This window comes from Streptomyces sp. NPDC098101 (assembly GCF_044760185.1).
Classification (GTDB): Bacteria; Actinomycetota; Actinomycetes; order Streptomycetales; family Streptomycetaceae; genus Streptomyces.
In genome coordinates, this window is sequence record NZ_JBIWAS010000004.1 from 470,956 (window position 1) to 496,636 (window position 25,681).

General features: G+C 75.7%; 10 protein-coding genes. 3 read left to right on the plus strand and 7 right to left on the minus strand.

Annotation, left to right across the window (positions count from 1 at the left end; all coding sequences use genetic code 11):
* Positions 1 to 25 precede the first annotated feature (25 nt).
* A complete protein-coding gene (locus tag ACIQVI_RS20675) occupies positions 26 to 1,156 on the plus strand; it encodes an acetylornithine transaminase (RefSeq protein ID WP_403598729.1) in 1,131 nt (376 codons plus the stop codon).
* A gap of 81 nt (positions 1,157 to 1,237) precedes the next feature.
* Here the strand turns inward: ACIQVI_RS20675 and ACIQVI_RS20680 are convergent, their stop codons facing one another.
* The 5 genes from ACIQVI_RS20680 to ACIQVI_RS20700 form a co-directional block, all read right to left on the minus strand.
* Positions 1,238 to 2,392 carry a serine hydrolase domain-containing protein gene (locus ACIQVI_RS20680; RefSeq protein ID WP_403597799.1) on the minus strand — a complete coding sequence of 385 codons (1,155 nt, stop codon included), beginning with the start codon at positions 2,390 to 2,392 and terminating at the stop codon, positions 1,238 to 1,240.
* A gap of 302 nt (positions 2,393 to 2,694) precedes the next feature.
* A complete protein-coding gene (locus tag ACIQVI_RS20685) occupies positions 2,695 to 4,275 on the minus strand; it encodes an amidohydrolase (protein ID WP_403598732.1) in 1,581 nt (526 codons plus the stop codon).
* Positions 4,276 to 4,302: 27 nt separating this feature from the next.
* Positions 4,303 to 5,157 carry an ABC transporter ATP-binding protein gene (locus ACIQVI_RS20690; RefSeq protein WP_403597802.1) on the minus strand — a complete coding sequence of 285 codons (855 nt, stop codon included), beginning with the start codon at positions 5,155 to 5,157 and terminating at the stop codon, positions 4,303 to 4,305.
* The gene (locus ACIQVI_RS20695; protein ID WP_351973494.1) at positions 5,154 to 6,233 is read right to left on the minus strand and encodes an iron chelate uptake ABC transporter family permease subunit; all 1,080 of its coding nucleotides are present in this window, start codon (positions 6,231 to 6,233) and stop codon (positions 5,154 to 5,156) included. Before ACIQVI_RS20695 ends, ACIQVI_RS20690 begins: the two co-directional genes overlap by 4 nt.
* On the minus strand, positions 6,230 to 7,306 hold the full coding sequence (locus ACIQVI_RS20700) for a FecCD family ABC transporter permease (RefSeq protein ID WP_403597806.1): 1,077 nt from the start codon (positions 7,304 to 7,306) through the stop codon (positions 6,230 to 6,232). The genes ACIQVI_RS20695 and ACIQVI_RS20700 overlap by 4 nt, the downstream gene beginning before the upstream one ends.
* A gap of 256 nt (positions 7,307 to 7,562) precedes the next feature.
* On the opposite strand from ACIQVI_RS20700, the gene ACIQVI_RS20705 reads away from it, so the two are divergent.
* A complete protein-coding gene (locus ACIQVI_RS20705; protein WP_403597809.1) occupies positions 7,563 to 9,260 on the plus strand; it encodes an ABC transporter ATP-binding protein in 1,698 nt (565 codons plus the stop codon).
* Positions 9,261 to 9,322: 62 nt separating this feature from the next.
* Positions 9,323 to 11,170 carry an ABC transporter ATP-binding protein gene (locus tag ACIQVI_RS20710; protein WP_403598735.1) on the plus strand — a complete coding sequence of 616 codons (1,848 nt, stop codon included), beginning with the start codon at positions 9,323 to 9,325 and terminating at the stop codon, positions 11,168 to 11,170.
* Positions 11,171 to 11,239: 69 nt separating this feature from the next.
* Here the strand turns inward: ACIQVI_RS20710 and ACIQVI_RS20715 are convergent, their stop codons facing one another.
* Both ACIQVI_RS20715 and ACIQVI_RS20720 read right to left on the minus strand, forming a co-directional pair.
* Positions 11,240 to 11,449 carry an MbtH family protein gene (locus tag ACIQVI_RS20715; protein WP_351973136.1) on the minus strand — a complete coding sequence of 70 codons (210 nt, stop codon included), beginning with the start codon at positions 11,447 to 11,449 and terminating at the stop codon, positions 11,240 to 11,242.
* Positions 11,446 to 25,677 carry an amino acid adenylation domain-containing protein gene (locus ACIQVI_RS20720; RefSeq protein WP_403597813.1) on the minus strand — a complete coding sequence of 4,744 codons (14,232 nt, stop codon included), beginning with the start codon at positions 25,675 to 25,677 and terminating at the stop codon, positions 11,446 to 11,448. Before ACIQVI_RS20720 ends, ACIQVI_RS20715 begins: the two co-directional genes overlap by 4 nt.
* Between the last annotated feature and the right edge of the window lie 4 nt (positions 25,678 to 25,681).

The following is a 25,681-nucleotide window of genomic DNA, read 5'->3' on the forward strand; positions in this document are numbered from 1 at the left end:
CCTCACCGATCGCTGGCGCGCGGTCATGATGGACACGTACGGCACTCCCCCGCTGGCCCTGGTCCGGGGCGAGGGCAGCACCGTCGAGGACGAGGCGGGCCGTACGTACACCGACTTCACCGGCGGGATCGCAGTCAACACCCTGGGCCACGCCCATCCGGCCGTCGTCGAGGCCGTCCGGGAGCAGGTCTCCCGGCTCGGCCACGTGTCGAACCTGTTCGTCGCCGGGCCGCCCGTCGCCCTGGCCGAGGAGCTGCTCCGGCTCTTCGGCAGGCGGGGCAGGGTCTTCTTCGCGAACTCGGGCGCGGAGGCGCTGGAAGCGGCCTTCAAGATCGCCCGCCGGACGGGGCGCCCGCACGTGGTCGCCGCCGAGGGCGGGTTCCACGGGCGCACCATGGGGGCCCTGGCGCTCACCGGCCAGCCGGCGAAGCGCGAGCCGTTCCTGCCGCTGCCCGGGGAGGTCACCCACGTCCCGTTCGGGGACGTGGAGGCGCTGCGCGCGGCCGTCACGGAGGAGACCGCGGCGGTCGTCCTCGAACCGGTCCAGGGCGAGGCCGGGGTCGTCCCCGCGCCCGAGGGGTATCTGCGGGCCGCGCGGGAGATCACCCGGGCGACCGGCACGCTGCTCGTCCTGGACGAGGTGCAGACCGGCATCGGGCGGACCGGCCACTGGTTCGCGCACCAGGCGGACTGGGACGTGGACCCCGACGTGGTCACCCTCGCCAAGGGCCTGGGCGGCGGGCTGCCGATCGGCGTCGCGGTGGCCTTCGGGTCGGCGGCCGGGCTCCTCGGACCCGGCCAGCACGGCTCCACGTTCGGCGGCAACCCGGTCGCGTGCGCGGCCGGCCTCGCCGTCCTGCGGACCATCGAGGCCGAGGGGCTGCTCGCCCGCACCGTGCGGTCGGGCGAGCGGCTGCGCCGGGGCATCGAGGAACTGAAGCACCCCGCCGTCGCCGAAGTGCGCGGCGCCGGCCTCCTCCTGGGCGTCGTGCTCACCGAACCGCGGGCCGTCCCGGTCCAGCGCGCGGCCCAGGACGCCGGCTTCCTGGTCAACGCGGCGGGCCCGTCCACCGTACGGCTCGCCCCCGCGCTGACGGTGACGGAGGAACAGATCGACGCCCTGGTGGAGGCGCTGCCGGGGATCCTCGACGCCTGAGCACGACGGAGGGCGGGCCGGGAAGCCGTTACGGCTCCGGGCCCGCCCTCCGTCGTGACGTACCGGTGTGCCCGGAGACCGTCAGAGGGCGCAGAGGGCGTCGATGGCGGCGTTGGTCAGGTTCTGCACTCCGACCCCTCCGGGGCCGGCCATGTTGTACTGGTTGGTGGCGACGGCGGCCTGGGCGCCGTCCTCGCGGGTGAGGACGGCGGTGTAGTACCCGTAGATGGCGCCGCCCTTCGTCCAGACCTTGCCGCAGTTGCCCGGGCCGTTCACCACCTCGTGGGCGAGCCCGAAGGACAGGTTGGACTGGCCGGGGTAGGCGACGAGGGTCTTGAGCTGCTCCAGCGTCGCCGGGGAGAGCAGGGTGCCGTCGAGCAGCGCCTCGTGGAGGGTCGCCAGGTCGTCCAGGGTCGACACCATCGCGCCCGCCGCGCCGGAGAACTGGACGTTCAGGGTGGTGACGTCGACGTAGGGGCGCTCGCCCCAGTGGTAGAGGGGAACGGCGTAGCCCCGGACGTGGTTGCCGTACAGCTTCGGATCCGACGTGGGGTAGCTCGTGCCGGTGAGGCCGAGCCGGTCGATGAGGCGGGTCCGCACCTCGACGGCCGGTTCGTTGCCCGTCACCGACTTGATGATCATCCCGAGCAGGATGAAGTTGGTGTTGCTGTACTTGACGCTCGTGCCCGGCGCGAACAGCGGCGCCCGCTGCATGGCCTGCCGCACCAGCTGGGCGGGCGGGAAGGGCTTGTTCGGGTTCTCGTACGCGTCGACGGTGACCCTGTCGAGGTATTCGGGCACGCCCGAGGTGTGGTTCAGCAGCTGGCGCACCGTGATCTTCCTGCCGTCGTTGCCGTTGCCGGTCACGGCGCCCGGCAGCCACCGGTCCACGGTGTCGTCGAGCGACAGCGCGCCCTGGTCGGCCAGCATCAGGGTGACGGCGCCGATGAACGGCTTGGTGTTGCTCCCAATGCGGACCTGAGCCTTCGGGTCGGTCGGCGTCCGGGTGGCGCGGTCGCCGACGCCCGCCGTCAGGTACCGGCGCGCTCCGTCCTCGCGGAGCAGGGCCGTGGCGCCGGGGTATCCGGCGGCGACCACCGCGTCGAGTCCGTCCTGCATCACCTGGTCGGCGGTCCGGGTCGGCGTGCCGTGCACCGGTCCGGCAGCCGTGAACGTGAGCGCGGCCGCCACGGCCAGGGCCGCTCCGGCCTTGCGAGTGAACAGAGAAATGGCCATGGGAGATCTCCTTGGTCCGCTGTGCAGCCGCTCTCACGAGGAGGCCTGCTGTGGATGCGTTGCGGGGCGTCGGGCGGAACGGTCCGGGAGACGGCCGTTGGGCGTCGTCAGCGGCACCGTCGGGCCGGTCGTCGCGCGTGCGGATTTTTGACCGCACGGCTCCTCACCGGCCCGGCCGACTCTCCCGCGACACGCTGCTTTTCCGGTGAAGTCCCGTTGAAGCAAGGGGATTTCTGCCGAGCGCCTCGGTGCCGCCGACACGTCGGGGGACCCGTCGAGGAGGCGTCACGCGAGGGGCTTGTTCACAGCTTCTTCCCCTGTGTCGCCTCCTGGCCGTCCACGAAGGTCGCCACGATCTCGATGTCCCCGATCCGGGAGGGGTCGACGGCGTACGGGTCGTCGGCGAGGACGACGAGGTCGGCGCGCTTGCCGGGGGTGAGGGTGCCCGCGGTGTCGTCCCAGCGGCAGGCGTGGGCTCCGGCGACCGTGTAGGCGCGCAGGGCCTCGTCGACGGTGATCGCCTCGTCCGGGCCGATCGGGCGGCCGGAGAGGGAGGTGCGCTCGACCATGAACTGGACGGCCCGCAGCGGCGATCCGTCGGTGACGGGGCGGTCGGAGCTGCCGACCAGCGTGACGCCGTGGTCGAGGAAGCCGCGGCCCCGGTACATCCAGGGCGCCCGGTGCGGGCCCATGACCGTGGCGTAGTCGTCGCCGAAGTACCGCAGGAAGTTGGGCTGGACGACGGCGCTGAGGCCGAGCCGGGCGAAGCGCGGGAGCTGGTCGGGGCGGATCAGGCCGGCGTGTTCGACGCGGTGGCGGGCGTCGGGGCGGGGGCGCAGCTCCTGGGCCCGTTCCAGGGCGTCCAGGGCGAGGTCGGCGGCGCGGTCCCCGATGGCGTGGACGGCGAGCTGCCAGCCGGCGAGGTGTCCGTCCACGATGAGGGAGGTCAGGTGCTCGGGGTCGGCCTGGAGCTGCCCGGTGCCGTCCGTGCCCTCGTAGGGCTCGGTGAGCGCGGCCGTGCGGGCCATCATCCCGCCGTCGGTGTAGATCTTGAGCGCGCCGACGGACAGCCAGTCGTCGCCGAAGCCGGTGCGCAGGCCGAGGTCGAGGCCCCGGGGGATGCCGTCCCGTTCGTGGGCGCCGAGCGGCTTGAGGGTGTCGGCGCCCGGCATGAGCTGGACGCGCAGGGGCAGCCGGCCGCGGTCGCGCAGGAGTTGGTAGGCGCCGAGCTCGGCGGGGCTGTGGCCGAGGAGGCCGCCGCCGATGCCGGCCTCGGCGCAGGCGGTGACGCCCTCGGCGAGGCAGGCGCGTCCGGCGTGCTCGATGGCGTCGGCGAGCTCCTCCTGCGCGTACGGGAGGCGGAGCCGGCGCACGGCGCCCATCGCGCTCTCCACCAGGAGGCCGTCGTCGTGGGGGACGTCGGCGGGGAGCAGGTCGAGGACGGAGCTGTCGACGACGCAGGCGTGGCCGGAGGTGTGCATGAGGAAGATCCGGTGGCCGGCGGCGACCCGGTCGAGGTCGGCGGCGGTCAGGTGCCGGCCGAGGGCGCGCTGGTCGTAGTCCCCGACGTGGATCCACGTGCCGGGCGCGTTCCGGCGGGCGACCGCGTCCGCGACGACGGCGAGGGCGTCCTCGATCCGTTCGGCGCCGGCGAGGCTCGGGGAGCTCGCCTTCAGGCCCGTCCACGCCAGGTGGACGTGGCTGTCGATGAAGCCGGGGAGCACGGTGGCGCCCTGGAGGTCGACGACCTCGCGCGCGGGCAGGCCGCTCACGGCCTCGTCGAGGCCGACGATCCGGCCGTGCCAGATGCCAAGGTCGTGGGCGACCGGGTGGTCGGGGTCCATGGTGAGGACGCGCGCGTTGGTGATTCTGGTGCACAGCATCATGGGCGGGTCCGTCCCTAGGGGGGTTCAGGGGGTCTTGGCGAGCGCCGTGCCGTCGGTGTCCTCCGCCTCGTACCGCCGGGGTGCGGCGGGGACCATGAGCGGGGTGCCGGTCTCGGGGTCGTCGATGATCCGGCAGGGCAGGCCGAAGACGTCCTCGACCAGGTCGGCGGTCATGACGGAGGCCGGGTCGCCCTCGGCGGCGACGATGCCGCCGGGGCGCATCACGATGAGGTGGGTGGCGTAGCGGCAGGCCTGGTTGAGGTCGTGCAGGACGGCCACCACGGTGTGTCCCTTGCGGGCGTGGAGTTCGGCGCACAGGTCGAGGACCTCGACCTGGTGGGCGATGTCGAGGAAGGTGGTCGGCTCGTCGAGGAGGAGGACGGAGGTCTGCTGCGCCAGGACCATGGAGAGCCAGACGCGCTGGCGCTGGCCGCCGCTGAGGTCGTCGACGGGCCGGTCGGCGAGGTCGAGGACGCCGGTCTGGCGCATGGCCTCGGTGACGGCCGTCTCGTCCTCGGCGGACCACTGCTTCAGGAGCCGCTGGTGCGGGTAGCGGCCGCGGGCGACGAGGTCGCCGACGGTGATGCCGCCGGGCGCGCTGGAGGACTGCGGGAGCAGGCCGAGGCGGCGGGCGACCTCGCGGGAGCGGTACGAGGAGATGGCCGCGCCGTCGAGGTAGACCTGGCCGGCCTTGGGCGTGAGCATCCGTGCGAGCGCCGAGAGGAGGGTGGACTTGCCGCAGGCGTTGGGTCCGACGATCACCGTGAAGGAGTGGTCGGGTATGTCGACGCTGAGGGAGGTGGCCACCGTCCGCCGGTCGTAGGAGAGCGTGAGGTCCTCGGCGCGCAGCCGGGGTCCGGGGGTGTTCTTCGCGGTCATGCGCGGCTCTTTCGCGACTCGGTGATCAGCAGCCAGATGAGGTAGGTCCCGCCGAGGGCGCCGGTCGCCGTGCCGACGGGGAGGAGGGCGGGCGCGAAGGCCCGCTGGACGACGAGGTCGCTCAGGGCGAGCAGGACGGCGCCCATGAGGGCGGAGGACAGCAGGGCGGGCGCGGGGGACCCGGTGAGCCGGCGCACCACCTGGGGGGCGGCCAGCGCGATGAACCAGATGGGCCCGGTCACGGCGGTGGCGAACGCGGCGAGGGCGACGCCGATGACGAGGAGGGCCGTACGGGTGCGGTGGACGTCCACGCCGAGGGCGGTGGCGGTGAGGTCGCCCATCTCCACCATGGCGAGGCGGCGGGAGAGGAGGAGGGCCGGGGGCAGCAGGACGGCGAGGGCGAGGCCGATCGCGTTGGCGTGCGTCCAGGTCCGGTTGCCGAGGCTGCCGATCAGCCACGCCTGGGCCTCCAGGGCCTCCTGGAAGGTGGCCCGGGTGATCAGGTACGAGTTGACGGCGAGGAGCAGGGCGCTGACGCCGACGCCGATGACGACGAGGCGGAAGCCCTGGAGTCCGCGGCCGATCATGAGGAGGTGGACGGCGAGGGCGGTGGCGAGGCCGCCGGCCAGGGCGCCGAGGGCGATCTGGGTCATGCTGCCGTGCAGGACGACGATGACGACGAGGGCGCCCACGGCGGAGCCGTTGGTGAAGCCGATGATGTCGGGGCTGCCGAGGGAGTTGCGGGTGAGGCTCTGCAGGATCGCCCCGCTCACGGCGAGGGCCGCGCCGACGAACACGGCGCTCAGGACGCGGGGCATCCGGAGGGTGTTGACGACGAAGTCGGCGGCCCCGGAGTCGTTCCCGGTGAGGGCGCGCAGGACCTCCCCGACGGTGAGCGGGAAGTCCCCGGTGGTGAGGGTGGTGCCGACGACCAGCACCAGGGCGGCGAGCAGCAGGACGGTGACGGCGACGGTGCGCCCGTGCACGCGCAGGGAGACGGCGCGGCCGACGCGGACGACCCGGCCGCCGACGACGCGGGGCGCGGGGGCCTTCGCCTCTCGTACGGGGACGCTCACAGCATGACCAGCTTCCGTCGGCGGCAGAGCGCGATGAACAGGGGGGCGCCGATGAAGGCGGTGACGATGCCGACCTGCACCTCGCCGGGGGCGCCGAGGACGCGGCCGAGGACGTCGGAGCCGATGAGCAGGACGGGGGCGAGGAGCGTCGAGTACGTGAGGACCCAGCGCTGGTCGGGGCCGACGACGAAGCGGGCGATGTGCGGCACGGCCAGGCCCACGAAGCCGATCGGTCCGGCGGCGGCGGTCGCGGCCCCGCACAGCAGCATCACGGCGAGGGCGGCGAGGAGCCGGGTGCGGCCGACGTTCACGCCGAGGGCGCGCCCCACCTGGTCGCCCATGGCGAGGGCGTTGAGGGAGGGGGCGAGGAGGAGGGCGACGACCAGGCCGGTGGCGACGAACGGCAGGACCAGGAGGACGATGTCGTGGTAGCGGCCCGCGAGGGAGCCGACCGTCCAGAAGCGGAACTGGTCGAAGGCCTCCGGGTCGAACAGCAGCACGCCCCAGTTGAAGGCGTAGAGGACGGCGGTGACGGCCGCTCCGGCGACGACGAGCCGGTCGGGGGTGGCGAGCTTGCGGCCGGAGGAGCCGAGGAGGTAGACGCCGACCGAGGCGACGGCGGCTCCGGCGAGGGCGAACCAGACGTAGCCGAGGGGCGAGGCCACGCCCAGGAAGGCGATGGCCACGACGACGCCGGCGGAGGCGCCCAGGTTCACGCCGAGGAGGCCGGGGTCGGCGAGCGGATTGCGCGTCAGGGCCTGCATCAGCGCGCCCGACAGGCCGAGGGCCACGCCGACGAGGAGGCCGAGGAGGGTGCGGGGCACGCGGTAGTCGTGGACGATGACCGAGGCCTCGGACCCGTCGGGGTGCCACAGCAGTTCCCAGGTGGAGGCGAAGGGGATCCCCCGGGTGCCCACCCAGACGCTGAGCAGCGAGACGAGGAACAGCGCTCCGAGCGTCACGAGGAGGCCCAGGCCGCGCAGGGCGAGGGTGGCCGGGCGCACGGGGGGCGCGGCGGGCCCGTCGGGGCCGCCGGTCCTGCCTCCGGACGCCGTCTGGATTTCGACGGACAACGGCCACTCCCCCTGACGGCGGTTCGCGCCCCCGTCCGGCCGTGGGCCCAAGACGGGTGCGCCGCACGTGATTTGACGTGCCGAACAGGTCAACTTAGGTGAGCCTAACCGGATCGCACCGACGGGTCAACGCGCCCTCCCGACCTGCGGTCGCGCCCGCACCCCCGGGGTCCCGCGGCGCCCTGCGGGCCCCCTTGGCAGCACCCCTCATTAAGGTAGCCTTACCTAACTATCTCTCTCTTCGTGGAGGCTTCCCATGCCCGCTGGAGGACCAACGGGAGGCCGCGTCCTCCGGAGAGCGCTCGGCGACCAGCGCCGGCGGGTCGGCGGGGCCTCGCTCCTCGCCATGGCCCACCAGGCGTGCGAGGCCCTCGTGCCGGTCGTCATCGGCCTCACCATCGACGAGGCGGTGGGCACCGGGTCCTCCGGGGCGCTGCTGCGCTGGCTGCTCGTCCTCGCCGGGCTCTTCCTCGTCCTCTCCACCTGCTACCGGATCTCCGCCCGGTTCGCCGAGGGCGCGGGCGAGAGCGCCGCGCACCGGATCCGGCAGGACCTCGCCGACCGGGTGCTCGACCCGAGGGGCGGCGCCGACACCGGCCGGCTCCCGGGCGCGCTGACCGCCGTCGCGACCGGCGACGCCCGCCGGGTCGGCTCGGTCGCCTCCGCCCTGCCGTACGCGCTGTCCGCGCTCACCGGACTCGCCGTCAGCGCGGTGGCCCTGCTCCGCACCTCCGTCCCGCTCGGGCTGCTCGTCCTGCTCGGCGTGCCGCCCCTGCTGTGGATCGGCCACCTCATCAGCCGGCCCCTGGAGCGGCGCAGCGAGGCCGAGCAGGAGCACGCCGCCCATGCCTCCGGGGTCGCCGCCGACCTGGTGGCGGGGCTGCGCGTCCTGAAGGGCATCGGCGCCGAGCGGGCGGCGGTCGCCCGCTACCGGGAGACCAGCCGGAGCTCGCTGGCCTCGGCGCTGCGGGCGGCGAACAGCCGGGCCTGGCACGACGGGGCGATCCTCGCCCTGACGGGCGTCTTCATCGCGGTGATCGGCCTGGTCGGCGCCCATCTGGCGATGCGCGGCACGATCAGCGTGGGCGACCTGGTGGCGGCCGTCGGCCTCGCCCAGTACCTCCTGGGCCCCTTCCAGCTCCTCACCTACGTCAACGGCGAGTTCGCCCAGGCCCGCGCCTCGGCCGACCGGATCGCCGAGGTCCTCGCCTCGCCCCCGGCCGTCGCCGCCGGTACGGCCCCGCTCCCCTCCCCCGTCGCCGGACGGCTGCGGCTGCGGGGCCTGACCCACGGAGCGCTGCGCGGCCTCGACCTCGACGTCGCGCCCGGCAGCGTCGTCGGCGTGGTCTCCCGGGACCCGGCCGCCGCGAACGACCTGCTGCTCTGCCTGGGCCGGGAACGGGAGCCCGCCGAAGGGACCGTGGAGCTCGACGGCGTCCCGCTGGCCGACCTCGACCCCGGCGACGCCCGCCGGGCGATCCTGGTCGCCCACCACGACGCCGACCTGTTCGAGGACAGCCTCCTCGCCAACGTGCGGGCCGGGGCGGGCGACGGCGCGCCGGACGTCGGTCCCGCGCTCGCCGCCGCCGCGGCGGACGACGTCGCCGAGGCCCTGCCGGACGGCGTGCACACCGTCCTCGCCGAGCGGGGCCGGTCGCTCTCCGGCGGCCAGCGCCAGCGGGTCGCGCTCGCCCGCGCCCTGGCCGCCGACCCGCCGGTCCTGGTCGTCCACGACCCGACCACGGCCGTCGACACGGTCACCGAGGCCCGCATCGCCGTCCGGCTGCGGGAGCTGCGCCGGGGCCGCACCACCCTCCTGGTCACCACCAGCCCGGCCCTGCTCGCCGGGACCGACGTCGTGGTGGTGCTCGACGGGGGGAGGGTGACCGCCGAGGGCAGCCACCCGGAGCTCGTCGCCTCCCACGAGACGTACCGCTCGGCGGTGCTGGCATGACGGCCGGCCGCGACGCGACCGCGCCGGGCGCCGGCGCCAAGGACGAGGACGAAGGACGGACGATGAGCGGATCCGGCACGCCCGACGGCGCGCCCGTGCCCACCACGACCGACCCGTACGAAGACGCGCCCCCGCCCGGGCGCGCCCTCCTGCCCACCGCGACCGGCGCGCAGACCCTCGCCGTCGTGCGCGGGCTGGTGCGCCGCCACCGGCTGCTCGCCGTGACCGCGCTGACCGTCCTGGTCGCCGGGACCGGCATCGGGCTGCTGACCGCGCCCCTGCTCGGCCGGATCGTGGACCTGGTCGTGGACCGCGGCGGCACGGCCGCGCTGACCGTGCCGATGGCGCTGCTCCTCGCGGTGGCCGTGGCCCGGGGCGTGGCGACCGCCGTCGGCAAGTCGCTGGTCGCCCGGCTCGGCGAGACGATCCTCGCGGACCTGCGCGAGCGGTTCATCGACCGGGCGCTGCGCCTGCCGCTGGAGCGGGTCGAGAAGGCCGGCTCGGGCGACCTGACCGCCCGGGTGACGGGCGACGTCACGCTGATCGCGCGGGCGGTCCGGCAGGCCCTGCCCGAGTTCGCGAACGCCTTCCTCACCATCGTCCTGACCCTGGTGGGCCTCGCCGTCCTCGACTGGCGCTTCCTGCTCGCCGTCCTCGTCGCCGTCCCGGTGCACGTCCTCACCGTGCGCTGGTACATCCCGCGCGCCGCGCGGATCTACGCCGAGCACCGGGTGGCGACCGGCGCCCTCCAGCACCAGCTGCTCGACAGCGTCGGGGGCGTCCGCACCGTACGGGCGTTCCGGCTCACCGACCGCCACGCGGACCTCCTGGAGAAGCGGTCGGGGGCGGCCGTCGACCTGGCCGCGAGCGGAATGCGCCTGGTCTCCGGCTTCTTCTCCCGCCTGAACGCCGCCGAGTTCCTCGGCATGGCCTCGATCCTCGTCACCGGCTTCCTGCTCGTCGACGCCGGATCGGTGAGCATCGGTACGGCCACGGCCGCGGCGCTCTACTTCCACGGCCTGTTCAACCCGATCAACGCCGCGCTCTTCCTCATCGACGACGCCCAGTCGGCCGGGGCGAGCCTCGCCCGCCTGGTCGGCGTGTCGACCCTCCCGGCCGAGCGGGAGCCCGAGGGGCGGCCCGCCGCGCCCGTGGACGGCTCGGTCAAGGTGACCGGGCTCGGCCACTCCTACGTGGACGGGCACCCGGTGCTCCACGAGGTCGACCTCGACGTGCGGTGCGGCGAGCGCGTCGCCCTGGTCGGCGCCAGCGGCGCGGGCAAGACCACGCTCGCCAAGCTGATCGCGGGCGTCCACGAACCGGCGGCCGGCACGATCTCCCTGGGCGGCGTGGACACCCGCGAGCTGGGCCCCGCCGGGGTCCGCCGGGCCGTCACCCTGATCAGCCAGGAGGTGCACGTCTTCTCCGGGCCCCTCGCCGAGGACCTGCGCCTCGCCCGGCCCGGGGCCACGGACGAGGAGCTGCGCGCGGCCCTGGACCACGTCGGCGCCCTGGAGTGGGCCGACGCGCTCCCCGAGGGCCTGGCGACGGTCGTGGGCGAGGGCGGCCACCGGCTCACCGTGACGCAGGCCCAGCACCTGGCCCTGGCCCGGCTCGTCCTCACGGACGCGCCCGTCGCCCTCCTCGACGAGGCGACCGCCGACGCGGGCAGCGCGGGCGCCCGGGTCCTGGAGACCGCCGCCCTGCGCGCCCTGGAGGGCCGTACGGGTCTGATGGTGGCCCACCGGCTGCCGCAGGCCGCCGCCGCGGACCGGATCGTCGTCCTCGACGGGGGCCGGGTCGTCGAGAACGGCACCCACGAGGAGCTGGTCGCGGCGGGCGGGCACTACGCCGAGCTGTGGTCGGCCTGGTCGGACAGCCGCCGCGAGCCGGCCGCCGTGCTCGACTAGGCGGTACTACGGAACGGAGGAAGGGCCCCTCCCGGTCGGGAGGGGCCCTTCCCCTTGTCGTGCGCGGGCTCAGCCGCGCCCGGCCGCCGGGCCCGCCGGGCGCGGGGCGGTCCGGTGGTTCTCCACGTACGTGACGCAGGCCTCCCTGGTGTCCTCTCCGAAGACGGTGCGCCAGCCGGCCGGCGCCGACGCGAAGGACGGCCACAGCGAGTGCCGGCCCTCCGCGTCGGCCAGGACCAGGAAACGGCCCCGCGGGTCCTCGAACGGGTGGGTGGTCATGCGTCGTCGCTCCTCGTGGACATGGCGGTGAACAGCTCCGAGAGCGGCTGCTCCGGGTCGGCGACCACGGCGCGCAGCAGCCCCTGGAGTTCGCCGGCGAGCCGCCGCGCCTTGGCGGCGCCGAACAGGTCGGTGGCGTGGATGAGGCCGCAGTGGACCGGGCCGTCGCCCAGCGGCTCGTAGAAGCTGAGGGTCAGCCGGGCCCGGGTCGAACCGGTCGGCACGGCGTCGAGGGAGCCGACCCCGCCCTCCAGGCGGTCCAGGTCCGCCTGTTCGTGGTGGATCACCATGACCTGCGGGCCCTCCGGGGGCAGCCCGGCCGCCCGGGCCACCTCCTCGAAGGGGACCTCCTGGCGGTCGAGGGCGCTCAGGGTGGTCTCCCGGACCCGGGAGAGCAGTTCGGCGAAGGTGGGGTCCCCGGCCGTGTCGGTGCGCAGGACGAGCGTGTTGAAGAAGCAGCCCACGAGGTCCGCGAGCCGGTCGTCGCCGCGCCCCGCGGCCATCGTGCCGAGCGGCAGGTCCGTGCCCGCGCCGTGGGCGGTGAGCAGGGCGGCCAGGGCGGAGTGCAGGACCATGAACATGCTGGTGCCGGTCGTCCGGGCCAGCGCGTCGACGGACGCGTGCAGCTCCTCGTCCAGGACGAAGCCGACGTGGCCCGCGCCGGGCACGGACGTGTGCGGGGCGTCGGCCGGGAGGGCCAGGGCGGCCGGCGCGTCCTTCAGGACCTGCCGCCAGTACGCGAGCTGGCCGGCCGCCCTGCTGTCCGGGTCGTCCGGGTCGCCGAGGACCTCGCGGGCCCAGCGGGCGTAGTCGGCGTACGAGACGGGCAGCGGCTCCCAGTCGGGTGCCCGGCCCTCCGTACGGGCCGTGTACGCGGACGTCAGGTCGCGGAAGAGGGGAACGACCGACCATTCGTCGACGGCCAGGTAGTGGAGGGCCAGGAGCAGTGACTGCCGTCCGTCGGGGGCGGTCAGGAGGTGGGCCCGCAGCGGGGCCTCGCGGTCCGGCGCGGGTGCTCCCCCGGCCAGTTCGCGCAGCCGGGCCTCCGGGTCCGCGCTCTCCTCCCGCACCAGCACGGGCGGTGCGGCGTCGACGAGGTGCAGGACGCCGTCGCGTTCGGCGAAGGCGGTGCGCAGCGGCTCGTGGCGGGCCGCCACGTCGGCGAGCGCGGCCGCCAGGGCCTCCGCGTCCAGGCCGCCGGGCGAGCGGAGCACGAGGGCGTGGTCGAAGGCGGGGGTGCGGCGGTGCGCGTCCCACTGGAGGCGCTGGACGGGCGCGGCGAGCCGGGGCCCCTCGGGGTCCCCGGCGGGCAGGAGCGCCGGGCGGGCCGCGGCGGCCCCCTTCAGCTTGGCCTCCAGGCCGGCGACCGTGAGGGCGTCGAAGACGTCGCGGATGCTCAGCTCGACCCCGAACTCGGCGCGGACGCGGCCCAGGAGCCGCATCGAGGCCATGGAGTGGCCGCCGAGCGCGAAGAAGTTGTCGTGGACGCCGACCCGGTCGAGGCGGAGGATCTCGCGGAAGAGTCCGGCGAGCCTCTCCTGGGTCTCGTTCGCCGGGCGGGCGTCGCCGGTCATGGCGGCCCAGTCCGGCGCGGGCAGCGCCTTCCGGTCGAGCTTGCCGTTGGGTGTGAGGGGCAGCGGTCCGCCGAGCGGGACGACGAGCGCCGGGACCATGTACTCCGGCAGGACGCCGGCCACGTGGGCGCGCAGCTCCCCCGGGTCGGGCTCCCCCTCCCCCGCCTCCGAGACGGCGTAGCCGACCAGGCGCACGATGTCGCCGTCGCGGTCGGGCACCACGGCGGCCTGGGCCACCGACGGGTGGGAGGCGAGCGCCGCCTCGATCTCGCCGAGCTCGATGCGGAAGCCGCGCACCTTCACCTGGGTGTCGACGCGGCCGAGGAAGTCGACGTTGCCGTCGGCGCGCCAGCGGGCGCGGTCGCCGGTGCGGTACATGCGGGAGCCGGGCGGGCCGTACGGGTCGGCCACGAAGCGCTCCGAGGTGAGTCCGGGCTTGCCGAGGTAGCCGCGCGCGAGGCCGCGTCCGGAGACGTACAGCTCGCCCGCGACGCCCGGCGGGACCGGCCTGAGGCGCTCGTCGAGGACGTAGCAGCGGGTGTTGGGGTCGGGCCGGCCGATGGGGATCCGGCCGGACGGGCGGCCCGGGTGCTCGCGGGCGGGCCACAGGGTGGAGTTGACGGTCGCCTCGGTCAGCCCGTACGCGCAGATCAGGTGGGCGGTGGTGCCGAAGCGCTCGAAGAGGTCCGGCGGCACGGTCTCGGTGCCGACGAGGACGGTCGACCCCTCGGGCAGGGCGCAGCCGGGCGGCAGGGCGGAGACGAGGGACGGCGGCAGGATCATGTGGGTGATCCGCTGGTCGGCGAGGAAGTCGGTGAGGGCGGGGCCCGCGACCCGGGCCTCGTCGGTGATCAGGACGAGCCGGCCGCCGTGGCAGAGCGCCATGGCCAGCTCGAAGACGAAGACGTCGAAGCCGACGGAGGCGAACTGCAGGACGCGGCTGTCGCGTTCCAGGCCCATCCGGTCGACGGCGGTGGCGACCAGGCTGGAGATTCCCTCGTGGGGGACGACGACGCCCTTGGGGCGGCCGGTGGAGCCGGAGGTGTAGATGACGTACGCGGCCGTGTCCAGGACGGCCGGTCCGCTCCCGGGGCGGGTGTCCGGCAGGTCGCGCAGGGCTGCGGCGGTCTCCGGCGCGTCGAGCAGCACCATGGGAACGCCCGGCACGTCGGGGATCTTGCCCGCGATCTGCTCGGTGGCGACCACGAGGGCCGCGCGCGAGTCCTCGATCATGTACGCGAGGCGGTCGGCCGGGTGGACCGGGTCGAGCGGCAGGAACGCGGCGCCCAGCTTCATCGCGGCGAGGACCGTGGCGACCGTGTCGACCGAGCGGGGCACGGCCACGCCGACGACGCTCTCGGGTCCGGTGCCCCGGGCGGCCAGGAGGGCGGCGACGCGGTCGGCGCGGGCGTCGAGTTCGGCGTACGTCACGGAGCGGGAGCGCTCCACGACGGCGACCGCGTCGGGGCGCTCGGCCAGCCGCCGGGCGAAGAGGGCCGGGAAGGTCTCCTCGTCGACCGTGCGGGCCGTGGCGTTGAACTCCTCCAGGACCAGGTGCCGTTCGGCGCCGTCGAGGATCTCGGCGCGGGAGACGGGCCGTTCGGGTGCGGCGACCAGGGCGGCGACGAGGGTGCGGAGGCGTTCGCCGATCCGCTCGGCGGTCTCCCGGTCGAAGAGTTCCGTGGCGAACTCCAGGCGGCAGCCGAGGGAGCCAGGGCCGCCGTCGGCCGGGGTGTGCTCGGTGAAGGAGAAGACCAGGTCGAACTTGGCCGAGCGGATGCGGAAGGGGAGGTACGCGGCGGTCAGGCCGGGCAGGGCGAGGGCGTCGCCGGTGCGGGCGTGGTGGCCGACCATCACCTGGAAGAGCGGGTTGCGGGCGAGGGACCGGGTCGGGTTGAGCTTCTCCACCACCGCTTCGAAGGGCACGTCCGCGTGGGAGAACGCGGCGAGGTCGGTCTCCCTGACCCGGGCGAGGAGTTCGGTGAAGCTCGGGTCGCCGCTCAGGTCGGTGCGGAGGACCAGGGTGTTGACGAAGAAGCCGACGAGGTCGTCGAGGGCTTCGTCGCTCCGGCCCGCGATGGGCGCGCCGAGGGGGATGTCGGTGCCGGCGCCCAGGCGGTGGAGGAGGACGGCCACGGCGGCGTGCGCCACCATGAACATGCTGGCGCCGGTCTCCCGGGCGAGCCGCTTGAGGCCCTCGTGGACGTCGGGGTCGAAGACGACGTCGAGTTCGGCGCCGGTGAACGCGGGGCGGGCCGGGCGCGGCCGGTCCGTGGGCAGCTCCAGCTCCTCGGGGGCGCCGTCCAGGACCGTGCGCCAGTGCTCCAGCTGCCGGGCGGCCCTGCTGTCCGGGTCGGCGGGGTCGCCGAGGAGGCGCTGCTGCCACAGGGCGTAGTCGGCGTACTGGACGGGCAGCGGCTCCCACTCCGGCACCGTGCCGGCGGTCCTGGCCGCGTAGGCGGCGGCGAGGTCGCGGAGGAAGGGGCGGTCGGACCACTCGTCGGTGGTGATGTGGTGGAGCAGCAGGATCGCGGCGTGGTCCTCGGGGCCGAGCTCCACGACCGCGGCGCGCAGCGGGAGTTCGGCGGCGAGGTCGAAGGGCCGGTTGACGGCCGCGTCGACCAGGCCGGGCAGCTCGTCCTCGGTGGCGGTGAGCCGCTCGACGGCGGGCCGCGCCTCCCCGGCGGGCAGCACCCGCTGGAACACCCGGCCGTCGCGCTCCGCGAACACGGTGCGCAGGGCCTCGTGCCGGGCGGTGACGTCGGCCAGGGCGGTCTCCCAGGCGTCGGTGTCGAGGGGGCCGCGCAGCCGCAGGACCAGCGGGAAGTTGTAGGCGGCGGAGGCGGAGTCGATCCGCTGGACGACCCAGAGGCGCTGCTGCGCGTGGGAGAGCGGCAGTTCGTCGGGGCGCTCGCCCGCGGTGAGGGCGGGGCGGGCGGGGCCCGTGGCGCGGTCGACGCGTTCGATCAGTTCGGCGACCGTGGGGGCCTCGAACAGGTCGCGGATGGCGAGTTCGGCGGCGAGCGCCGTGCGGGCGCGGCTGACCAGGCGGGTGGCGAGGAGCGAGTGGCCGCCGAGGTCGAAGAAGTCGTCGTCGATGCCGACGGCGTCCCCGGGGAGTCCGAGGGCGTCGGCGAAGAGGTTCCGGAGGGTCTCCTCGCGCGGGGTGCGCGGGGCGCGGCCGGTTCCTCCGGAGCGGGCGGGGTCGGGGGCGGGCAGGGCGCGGACGTCGAGCTTGCCGTTGACGGTCAGCGGCAGGGTGTCCACGGCGACGAGCGCGGCCGGGACCATGTAGTCGGGCAGGGCGGCCTTGAGGTGGGCGCGGAGTTCCTGGGGGTCGGGGGCGTCCCGCTCGGGCACGTAGTAGCCGACCAGGCGCTTGGTGCCGGTGCCGGTGTTCACGACGACCGCCGCGTGGGCGACGCCGGGGTGCGCGGACAGGGCCGTGGCGATCTCGCCGAGTTCGACGCGGTAGCCGCGGATCTTGACCTGGTCGTCGGTGCGGCCGAGGAAGTCGAGGAGTCCGTCGGGCCGCCGGCGCACGAGGTCGCCGGTGCGGTACATCCGTTCGCCGGGCTCTCCGAAGGGGTCGGCGACGAAGCGTTCGGAGGTGAGGGCGGGGCGGTCGTGGTAGCCGCGGGCCAGGCCGGTGCCCGCGATGTACAGCTCGCCGGGGCAGCCCGGCGGGACCGGGCGCAGCATGGAGTCGAGGACGTGGGCGCGGGTGTTGCGGATGGGCCGGCCGACCGTGGGGGTCGCGCTGTCGGCCGTGGAGGCACCGAGGGTGTTGATGGTGTACTCGGTCGGCCCGTACAGGTTGTAGCCGTAGCAGCCGTCGGTGTCCCGCAGCCGGTTCCAGACCGTGTCGGAGACGGCCTCGCCGCCGAGCAGGACCAGGGCGGGCCGGTGCTTCCCGGCCGCCTCGTCGTGGTCGAGGAGGCCCTCCTCGACGAGGAGCTGGGCGTAGGTGGGGGTGACGTTGACGACGTCGACCCGGTGCCGGTCGCAGTAGGCGACCAGGGCCTCGGCGTCGCGGCGCAGCTCCTCGTCGCAGACGTGGACCTCGTGGCCCTCGACGAGCCAGAGCAGTTCCTCCCAGGACATGTCGAAGGCGAAGGAGACGGTGTGCGCGATGCGCAGGCGCCGTCCGCCGGCCGAGGCGATGGCCGGGGCGAAGATCTCCTCCTGGTGGTTGAGCTGCATGTTCGTCAGGCCCCGGTAGGGGGTGACGACGCCCTTGGGGCGGCCGGTGGAGCCGGAGGTGTAGATGACGTACGCCGGGTGCTCCAGGCGGCCGGGGGTCCCGCGCGCGAAGGCGGGGCGTTCGGCGTCGGTGATCCCGGCGCCGGACAGGGCGCTCAGCTCGAAGGCGACGTCCGGGTCGTCCAAGGCGATCTCGGGGGCGAGCGGGCCCGTCTCGCCGCGCAGCGTCGGGGCCACGGCGAGGGTGGTGAGCAGGCACAGCGGCCCGGTGTCCTCGACCATCAGGCGCAGCCGGTCGGCCGGGTGGTCCAGGTCGAGCGGCAGGTAGGCGGCGCCGGTGCGCAGGACGGCGAAGAGGGCGACGACCATGTCGAGGGAGCGGGGCAGCGCCAGGGCCACCGTGCGCTCCGGGCCGGCGCCGGCGGCGAGCAGCAGCCGGGCCGTCCGGTTGACGCGCGCGTCGAGTTCCGCGTAGGTGAGGGACCGCTCGCCGAAGACCAGGGCGGTGTCGTCGGGGGTGCGGGCGGCCTGGGCCGCGAGCATGTCGGCGACGGTCTCGTGGGGCACGGGCTCGCGTCCGGCGGCGTGCCCGGCGGTCAGGGCGGCGCGCTCGGCGGGGAGCAGCAGGTCGAGGGCGGCGGTGCGGACGGTGGCGGCGTCCGGTCCGGCGAGGAGGTCCGCGAGCCGTTCCAGGACGGCCGTGAACCGGCCGAGGACGGTGGTCGCCGCCTCGGCGTCGAACAGGTCGGGGCGGGCCGCCAGGGTGACCCGCAGCCGGGTCTCGGGGGTGACGATCAGGGTCAGCGGGAAGTGGGTGCCGTCGACGTTGGAGACGCCGGTGATGCCGTGCCGCTGCCGGAGCGCGGCGGCCCGGTCCTCGCCGTCGGCGGAGCGGAGCACGAAGAGGGTGTCGAAGAGGCGGCGGTGGCCGGTCTCCCGCTGGAGGGTGCCGAGGCCGACGTGCTCGTACGGCATGACGGCGGCCCGCTCGGTCTGGAGGCGGCGCAGCAGGTCGAGCAGCGGCTCGTCGGGGGCGAACGCGGTCCGGGCCGGGACGGTGTTGAGGAACATGCCGATGATGCCGGCGGCGTTCGGCAGGTCCGCCGGGCGTCCGGCGACCGCCGTGCCGAAGGCGACGTCGCGGCGGCCGGTGGCGGCGGAGAGGACCAGGCCCCAGGCGGCGTTGAGGACCGTGTTCAGGGTGAGGCCGTGGCGGCGGGCGGCGGCGCGCAGCCGGTCGCTCGTCCCCGCCGTCAGGACCGCGTCGAAGTCGGCCGGGATGACCGGGCCCGCGTCGCGGCCGGTCGGGGCGACCAGGGTCGGCTCGTCGAAGCCGGCGAGCGCGCCGCGCCAGGCGTCGACGGCCTCGGCGGTGTCCTGGCCGTCGAGCCAGGCGAGGTAGTCGCGGTACGAGCCGGGGGCGGGCCGGCCGGCGGGGTCGCCGCCGTTCTCGTACAGGGTGAACAGCTCCTCCAGGAAGAGCCAGGCGGACCAGCCGTCCCACAGGATGAGGTGGTGGGTGACGACGAGCCGGTCGCGGCCTTCGGGGAGGCGGATCAGGCGGAGGCGGCAGAGCGGCGGGGCGGACAGGTCGAAGCGCTGCCGCCGGTCGGCGGCGAGGAGTTCCTCCACGCGCGCGTGGCGCTCGTCGGCGGGCAGTCCGGACAGGTCGGTCTCGGTGAGCGGGATCTCGGCGCCGTCGACGACGAACTGGACGGGCCGGGACAGGCCGTCGCCGGTGAATCCGGCGCGCAGGCCCTCGTTGCGGTCGAGGAGCGCGCGGCAGGCGGCGCGCAGCCGGTCGGCGTCGAGGCGGTGGTCGAGGTCCAGGGTCTCCTGGGACAGGTAGACGTCGAGGGCGTCCCCGGCGTCGTAGGTGGCGTGGAAGTACATGCCCTCCTGGAGCGGGGAGAGCGGCCAGACGTCGGTGACGGTCAGCCCCGCCGCGATGTCGGCGACGCGGGCGGTCTCCTCCTCGGTCAGCTCCAGGCCGCCGAGCGGGGCGGCCGGGGCCTGCGGCTCCTGGGGGGTCGCGGCGGCGGTGAGCTGGTCGAGGAGGGCCTTGAGGGCGGGGTCGACCTGGTTCTGCCGGGCGAGGACGGCCCGGAGCGCGGCGGCGGCCTGTCCGGCGTCGGTGGCGGAGACGGTCACGGCCGGGGCCTCGGGGGCTTCCACGGGCTCGGGTCCGGCCGGTGCCGCCGCCGCGAGGGCGGCGGGCGTGCGGTGCCGGAACACGTCGCGCGGGCTGATCGTCAGTCCCCTCTCGCGGGCCCCGGTCGCAACGGCGATCGAGGTGAGGCTGTCGCCGCCGAGGACGAAGAAGTCGTCGTCGGCGCCGATGTCCGGGATGCCGAGGACGGCGGTGAAGACCTCGCACAGGGCGCGTTCGCGGGCGTCGCGGGGCGCGCGTCCGCCCGCCCGGGGGGCGGGGGACGGCGAGGGCAGGGCGTTCTGGTCGAGCTTGCCGCTGGGCGTCAGGGGCAGGGCGTCGAGGACGACGACGGCGCCCGGCACCAGAGGGGCGGGCAGGAGGCCGGCGAGCGCGTCGCGCAGGGCTCCGGAGTCCGGCGCGGGCGCGCCGGGGGCGGGCACCGCGTAGCCGACGAGGGCGCCGTCGCGGACGACCACGGCGGCGCGGCCCACGCCCGGGAGTCCGGCGAGGGCGGTCTCGATCTCGCCGAGTTCGACGCGGTTGCCCCGGATCTTGACCTGCCGGTCGGTACGGCCGAGGTACTCGACGGCGCCGTCGGCCCGGCGGCGGACGAGGTCGCCGGTGCGGTACATGCGGCTGCCGGGCGCCCCGAAGGGGTCGGCGACGAACCGCTCGGCGGTCAGGGCGTGCCGGCCGTGGTAGCCGCGCGCCAGCTGGACCCCGGCGAGGTACAGCTCGCCGGGCACGCCGTCCGGGACGGGCCGCAGGAAGGAGTCGAGGACGTGCAGGCGGGTGTTCCAGACGGGCCGGCCGATCGGGACGGCGGGCTCGTCGGCGCCCTCGTAGGGGAAGTGCGTGACGTCGACGGCGGCCTCGGTGGGGCCGTACAGGTTGTGCAGCGGTACGGGTCCCCGGCCGGGCCGGGTCGTCAGCTCCGTCCAGCGGCGGGCGTCGGGGCCGGTGAGGGCCTCGCCGCTGCAGAAGGCCCTGCGCAGGGGCGCGGCCCAGTCGGGTGCGCCGGGCGCGGCCTCCAGGGCCTGGACGAAGGCGGCCAGCATCGAGGGGACGAAGTGCAGGGTGGTGATCCGCTCGGCGCGGATCAGGTCGGCCAGATAGCCGGGGTCGCGGTGGCCGTCGGGGCGGGCGAGGACGACGGCGGCGCCCTCGGTCAGGGCCCAGAAGAACTCCCACACGGACACGTCGAAGCTCGCCGGGGTCTTCTGGAGGACCCGGTCGTCGGCGGTGAGCCCGTACTCCCCCTGCATCCAGGCGAGGCGGTTGACGATCGCCCGGTGGGTGACGGCGACGCCCTTGGGACGGCCGGTGGAGCCGGAGGTGTAGATGAGGTACGCGGGGTGGTCGGGGCCCGCCTCCGTGCGGGGCGCTTCGGGGCTGGGCGTGTCCGGGCGGGGCGCGTCGGGGCGGGGCGCGTCGGGGGCCTCCTCCTCGCGGTCCACGAGGACGGCGTCGAGGCCGGGGGCGGCGGGGAGCCGGCCGGCGGCTTCGGCGGTGGTGACGACTGTGCGCGCGCCGGAGTCGGCGAGCATGAACGCGACCCGGTCGGCGGGGTAGTCGAGGTCGACGGGCAGATAGGCGGCGCCCGCCTTGTGGACGCCGAGGAGGGCGACCATCAGCTCCGCCGAGCGGGGCACCGCGACGGCGACGAACTCCTCGGGGCCCGCGCCCCGGGCCCGCAGCCGCCGGGCGAGGGCCTCGGCGCGCCGGTCGAGTTCCGCGTACGTGAGGGTGGTGTCCCCGTACACGACGGCGGGCGCGTCGGGGGTCCGGGCGGCCCGCGCGGCGAAGAGCGAGGCGAGGGTGGCGTCCGGCTCGGGCAGCGGGTGGTCGGTGGCGTTGAGCGCGGCGAGGCGCTCCGCCTCGCGGTCGGAGAGGAGGCCGATCCGGGCGACCGGGCGGCCGGGGTCGGTGACGAAGGTGCGCAGCAGCGTCTCGAAGCGGTGCGCGAGGACGGCGACGGTCAGCCGGTCGAGGCGGGCCGGGTCGTGGGTGAAGCGGAGCGACAGGTGTCCGCGGGGCTCGGCGACGAGCGCGAGCGGGTAGTGGACGGCGTCGAGCACCTCGGTGCCGGTGACCAGGGGGGTGGCGGCGGGCGGTCCCGCCGGGTGGTTCTCGAAGACCACGAGGGTGTCGAAGAGTTCGCCGCCGCCCGCGAGCCGCTGGATGTCGGCGAGGCCGAGGTGCTGGTGGTCGAGGAGCGCCGCGTGCTCGTCCTGGACGCGCCGCAGCAGCTCCGCGAGGGGTTCGTCGGGGCGCAGGAGGACGCGGACGGGGACGGTGTTGATGAAGAGGCCGACGGCCGCGTCCAGGCCCTCGACCTCGGTGGTGCGGCCGGAGACGGTGCTGCCGAAGACGACGTCCCGGGCGCCGGTCAGGCCGCCGAGGAGGAGGGCCCAGGCGCCGTTGAGGACGGTGCTCGGGGTGAGGCCCTCGCGCCGGGCGCGGGCGGTCAGTTCGGCGGTGAGGGCCTCGGGCAGGCGCACGTCGACGCGCTCGGTCCGGGTGCGGGGGGCGTCCGCGCCGTCCCCGGCGGGGGCGGGCAGCCGGGTCGGTTCCTCCAGACCGGCCAGCGCCTCGCGCCAGGCGTCCCGGGCGGCGTCGCGGTCGCGCGTGGCCAGCCAGGCCAGGTAGGGGCGCGGGTCGGCGGGCTCGGGCAGGGTCTCCCCCGCGTACGCGGCGGTCAGCTCGCGCAGCAGGACGGTGACGGACCAGCCGTCGGCGACGATGTGGTGGAGGGTGAGCAGGAGCCGGTGGCGGTGGCCGTCGCGGACCAGGGTGGCGCGCAGCAGCGGCGGTTCGGCCGGGTCGAAGCCCCGGGCGCGGTCCTGCCGCAGGATCTCGTCCAGGTCGGTGCGGGCGGTGTCGGCCTCGTGCCACGGGAGGGTCGCGCGGTCCGCGAGCCGCTGGACGACCTCGCCGCCGGGCAGCTGCCGGAAGGAGGCGCGCAGCAGCGGGTGGCGGTCGAGGAGCAGCTGGAGGGCGTCGCGCAGCCGGCCGGGGTCGACGGGCTCCGCGAGGTCGAGGAGCTCCTGGACCACGTACAGGTCGTCGGCGTCCTCGTCGTACACCGCGTGGAAGAAGAAGCCCTCCTGGAGCGGGGAGACGGGCAGGGCGTCCTCGTCGAGGGCGACGGGCGGGAGCGGCGCGGGTCCGGGGGCGACCGGGGCCGCGTGGGCGGCGAGCGCGGCGACCGTGCGGAGCCGGAAGACGTCGCGCGGGGTGAGCGCGAGACCGGCGGCGCGGGCGCGGTTGACCAGCTGGATCGCGACGATGCTGTCGCCGCCCAGCTCGAAGAAGCTGTCGTGGATCCCGGCCGACGGCAGGCCGAGGACCTCGGCGAAGAGCGCGGCGAGCGCGGTCTCGGCGGGGGTGGTGGGCGCGTCGTCGCCGGCCATCGCGGTCCACCGGGGCTCGGGCAGGGCGCGGCGGTCGAGCTTGCCGTTCGGGGTGAGCGGCAGGGGTCCGTCGAGGCGGACGAGGGCGGAGGGGACCATGGGGGCCGGGAGGGTCTCCGCGATCCGGGCGCGGGCCGCGGCGACGGCGGCGTCGGCCGCTTCGGCATCCGGTCCCGTCCCGGTCACGAGGTAGCCGACGAGGCGCTTGACGCCCCGGTGGTCGTCGCGGACGAGGACGGCGGCCTGGGCGATGCCGGGGCAGGCCATGAAGGCGCTCTCGACCTCGCCGGGTTCGACGCGGTGGCCGCGGATCTTGATCTGGCCGTCGGCGCGGCCGAGGAATTCGAGGTTGCCGTCGGCGCTCCAGCGGACCCGGTCGCCGGTGCGGTACATGCGGGCGCCGGGCTCGTCGGCGTACGGGTCGGCGACGAAGCGCTCCGAGGTGAGCCCCGGGCGTCCCAGGTAGCCGCGGGCGAGGCCGCGCCCGCCGACGTACAGCTCGCCCTCGGCACCGACGGGGGCGGGGCGCAGGGCCGAGTCGAGGACGTAGGCGCGGGTGTTGGGGTCGGGTCGGCCGATGGGCGCGGGGCCCGGCCGGTCGGCGTCGGCAAGCCAGAGGGTGGAGTTGACGGTGGCCTCGGTGAGGCCGTAGGCGACGACGACCCGGACGCGTCCGGCCCAGCGGGCGATGAGTTCGCCGGGCACGGCCTCCGTGCCGACGACGAGGACGGAGCCGTCGGGCAGTTCGCACTCCGGCGGCAGCGCGGAGACGAGGGAGGGCGGCAGGATCATGTGGGTGGCGCGGTGGCGGGCGATGTAGTCGGTGAGGGCCGGTCCCGCGACGCGGCGCTCGGCGGGGACGAGGATCACCCGGCCGCCGACGCACAGCGACATGACGAGGTCCCAGACGGTCACGTCGAAGCCGGCCGAGGCGAACTGCACGATCCGGCTGTCGGCGGTGACGCCGATGCGGTCGGTGGCGGTGGCGATCAGGCTGCCGACGCCGTCGTGGGAGACCACGACGCCCTTGGGGCGGCCGGTGGAGCCCGAGGTGTAGATGACGTACGCGGCGTGGTCGAGCGTCACGGGGACGGCGGGGTCCGCGGGGTCGAGGGCGGCGAGCTCGGCGGCGGTGGCCGGGTCGTCGAGCAGGACGCGGGCGGCGCCGGGCGCGTCGGGCAGGGCGGCGGACAGCTCGCGGGTGGTGACGACCGTGCGCGCGCCGGAGTCGTCCAGCATGTGGGCGATGCGGTCCTGGGGGTGGTCGGCGTCCAGGGGCAGGTAGGCGGCGCCGGCCTTCATGACGGCGAGGAGGGCGACCACCAGGTCCGGGGAGCGGGGCAGGGCGACGGCGACGACGTCCTCGGGGCCCGCGCCCCGGGCGGCGAGGAGCCGGGCGAGGCGGTTCGCGGCGGCGTCCAGCTCGGCGTACGTCAGCTCCTCGTCCTCGTGGACGAGGGCGACGGCGTCGGGGGCGAGGCGGACCCGCTCGGCGAAGGCGGCGGGCCAGGTGGTCTCGGGCGCGGGCCGGGGCGAGACGCCGAACTCGCCGAGCAGCCGGGCGCGCTCCTCCCCGGAGGTCAGCTCGACGTGTCCGACGGGCCGGTCGGGGTCGCCGGTGAGGGCCTCCAGGACGGCGAGGAAGTGCCGCCGGTGCCCGGCGAGGGCGCGCGCGTCGCAGACGTCGGCGTCCGCGTCGAAGTGGATCCGGAGGCCGTCGGCGTCGTCGAGGTCCCCGAAGGTGAGGGCGAGGTCGCCGACCGGGCCGAGCCAGTGCGGGACGAACTCGGCCTCGGCGCCGTCGAAGCGGACCCCGTCGGGCTGGGGCAGGACGTTGACGGTGGGGCCGACGAGTTCCCGTACGCCGTCGGTGAGGCCGAGGTCCCTGGCGAGGTCCTCGGCGCGGTAGCGGCTGTGGGCGAGGAGTGCGGAGACGCCCGTGACGACGGCGTCCAGGAGCCGGGCGACGGTCGTGTCGGGGCGGACGGCGAGGCGCAGCGGCAGGATGTTGGAGACCATGCCGGGGACGTCCCGCGTCGCGGGGTCCCGGCGGGCGGTGACGGGGAGGCCGAGGACGAGGTCCTGTTCGCCGGTGGCGCGGTGCAGGTGGACGGCGACGGCGGCGAGCAGGAGGCGGGAGAGCGGCGCTCCGGCCCCGTCCGCGCGGGCGCGCAGCCCGGCGACGGTCGCGGGGTCGAGGAGGGCGGTGTCGCGGACGCGGCGGCGCATGGGGGCGGTGGCGCGCGGGACGAGGCGGACCGGTTCGGGCCGGCCGGCCATCCGCTCCCGCCAGTGGGCGCGGTCGGCGGCGTACTGCGCGGAGGAGGCGTACGCGGTGTCGGCGGCGACGAGCCGGGCCAGGGACCAGTCGGGGGCCGGGGCCGCGTCGCCGAGGGTGTGGAGGTCGCCGGCGCGGCGGCTGATGAGGGCGACGCCGGCGCCGTCGACGAGGAGGTGGTGGTAGCGCTGGTACCACCAGATCCGGTCGTCGGCGAGCCGCAGGAGGGCCTGGGCGAAGAGCGGGCCGCCGGCCGGGTCGGCGGGGCGGTCGCGGTCGGCCTCCATCCAGCGGTGGGCGGCCTCCTCCGGGTCGGCCTCGCCCCGCAGGTCGACGCGGGTCACGTCGACGGGGAAGCGGGTGGGGACCTGGCGCGGGGCGCCACCGGCGTCGGTGATCCGGACGTGCAGGCTCTCCGCCTCCTCCACGGCCCGCCGGACGGCGGTCGCGAGGCGGTCGGGGTCGACGTCTCCGCGGAGTCTCAGGACGAACGCGATGTTGTAGGCCGAGCCGTCCGGCTCGATCTGCTGGGCCAGCCAGATTCCGGACTGTCCGCCCGTGAGGGGGAGTCCGTCGGCGGTCGTCCGGTCCGACTCGGCGTCAAACATCGTT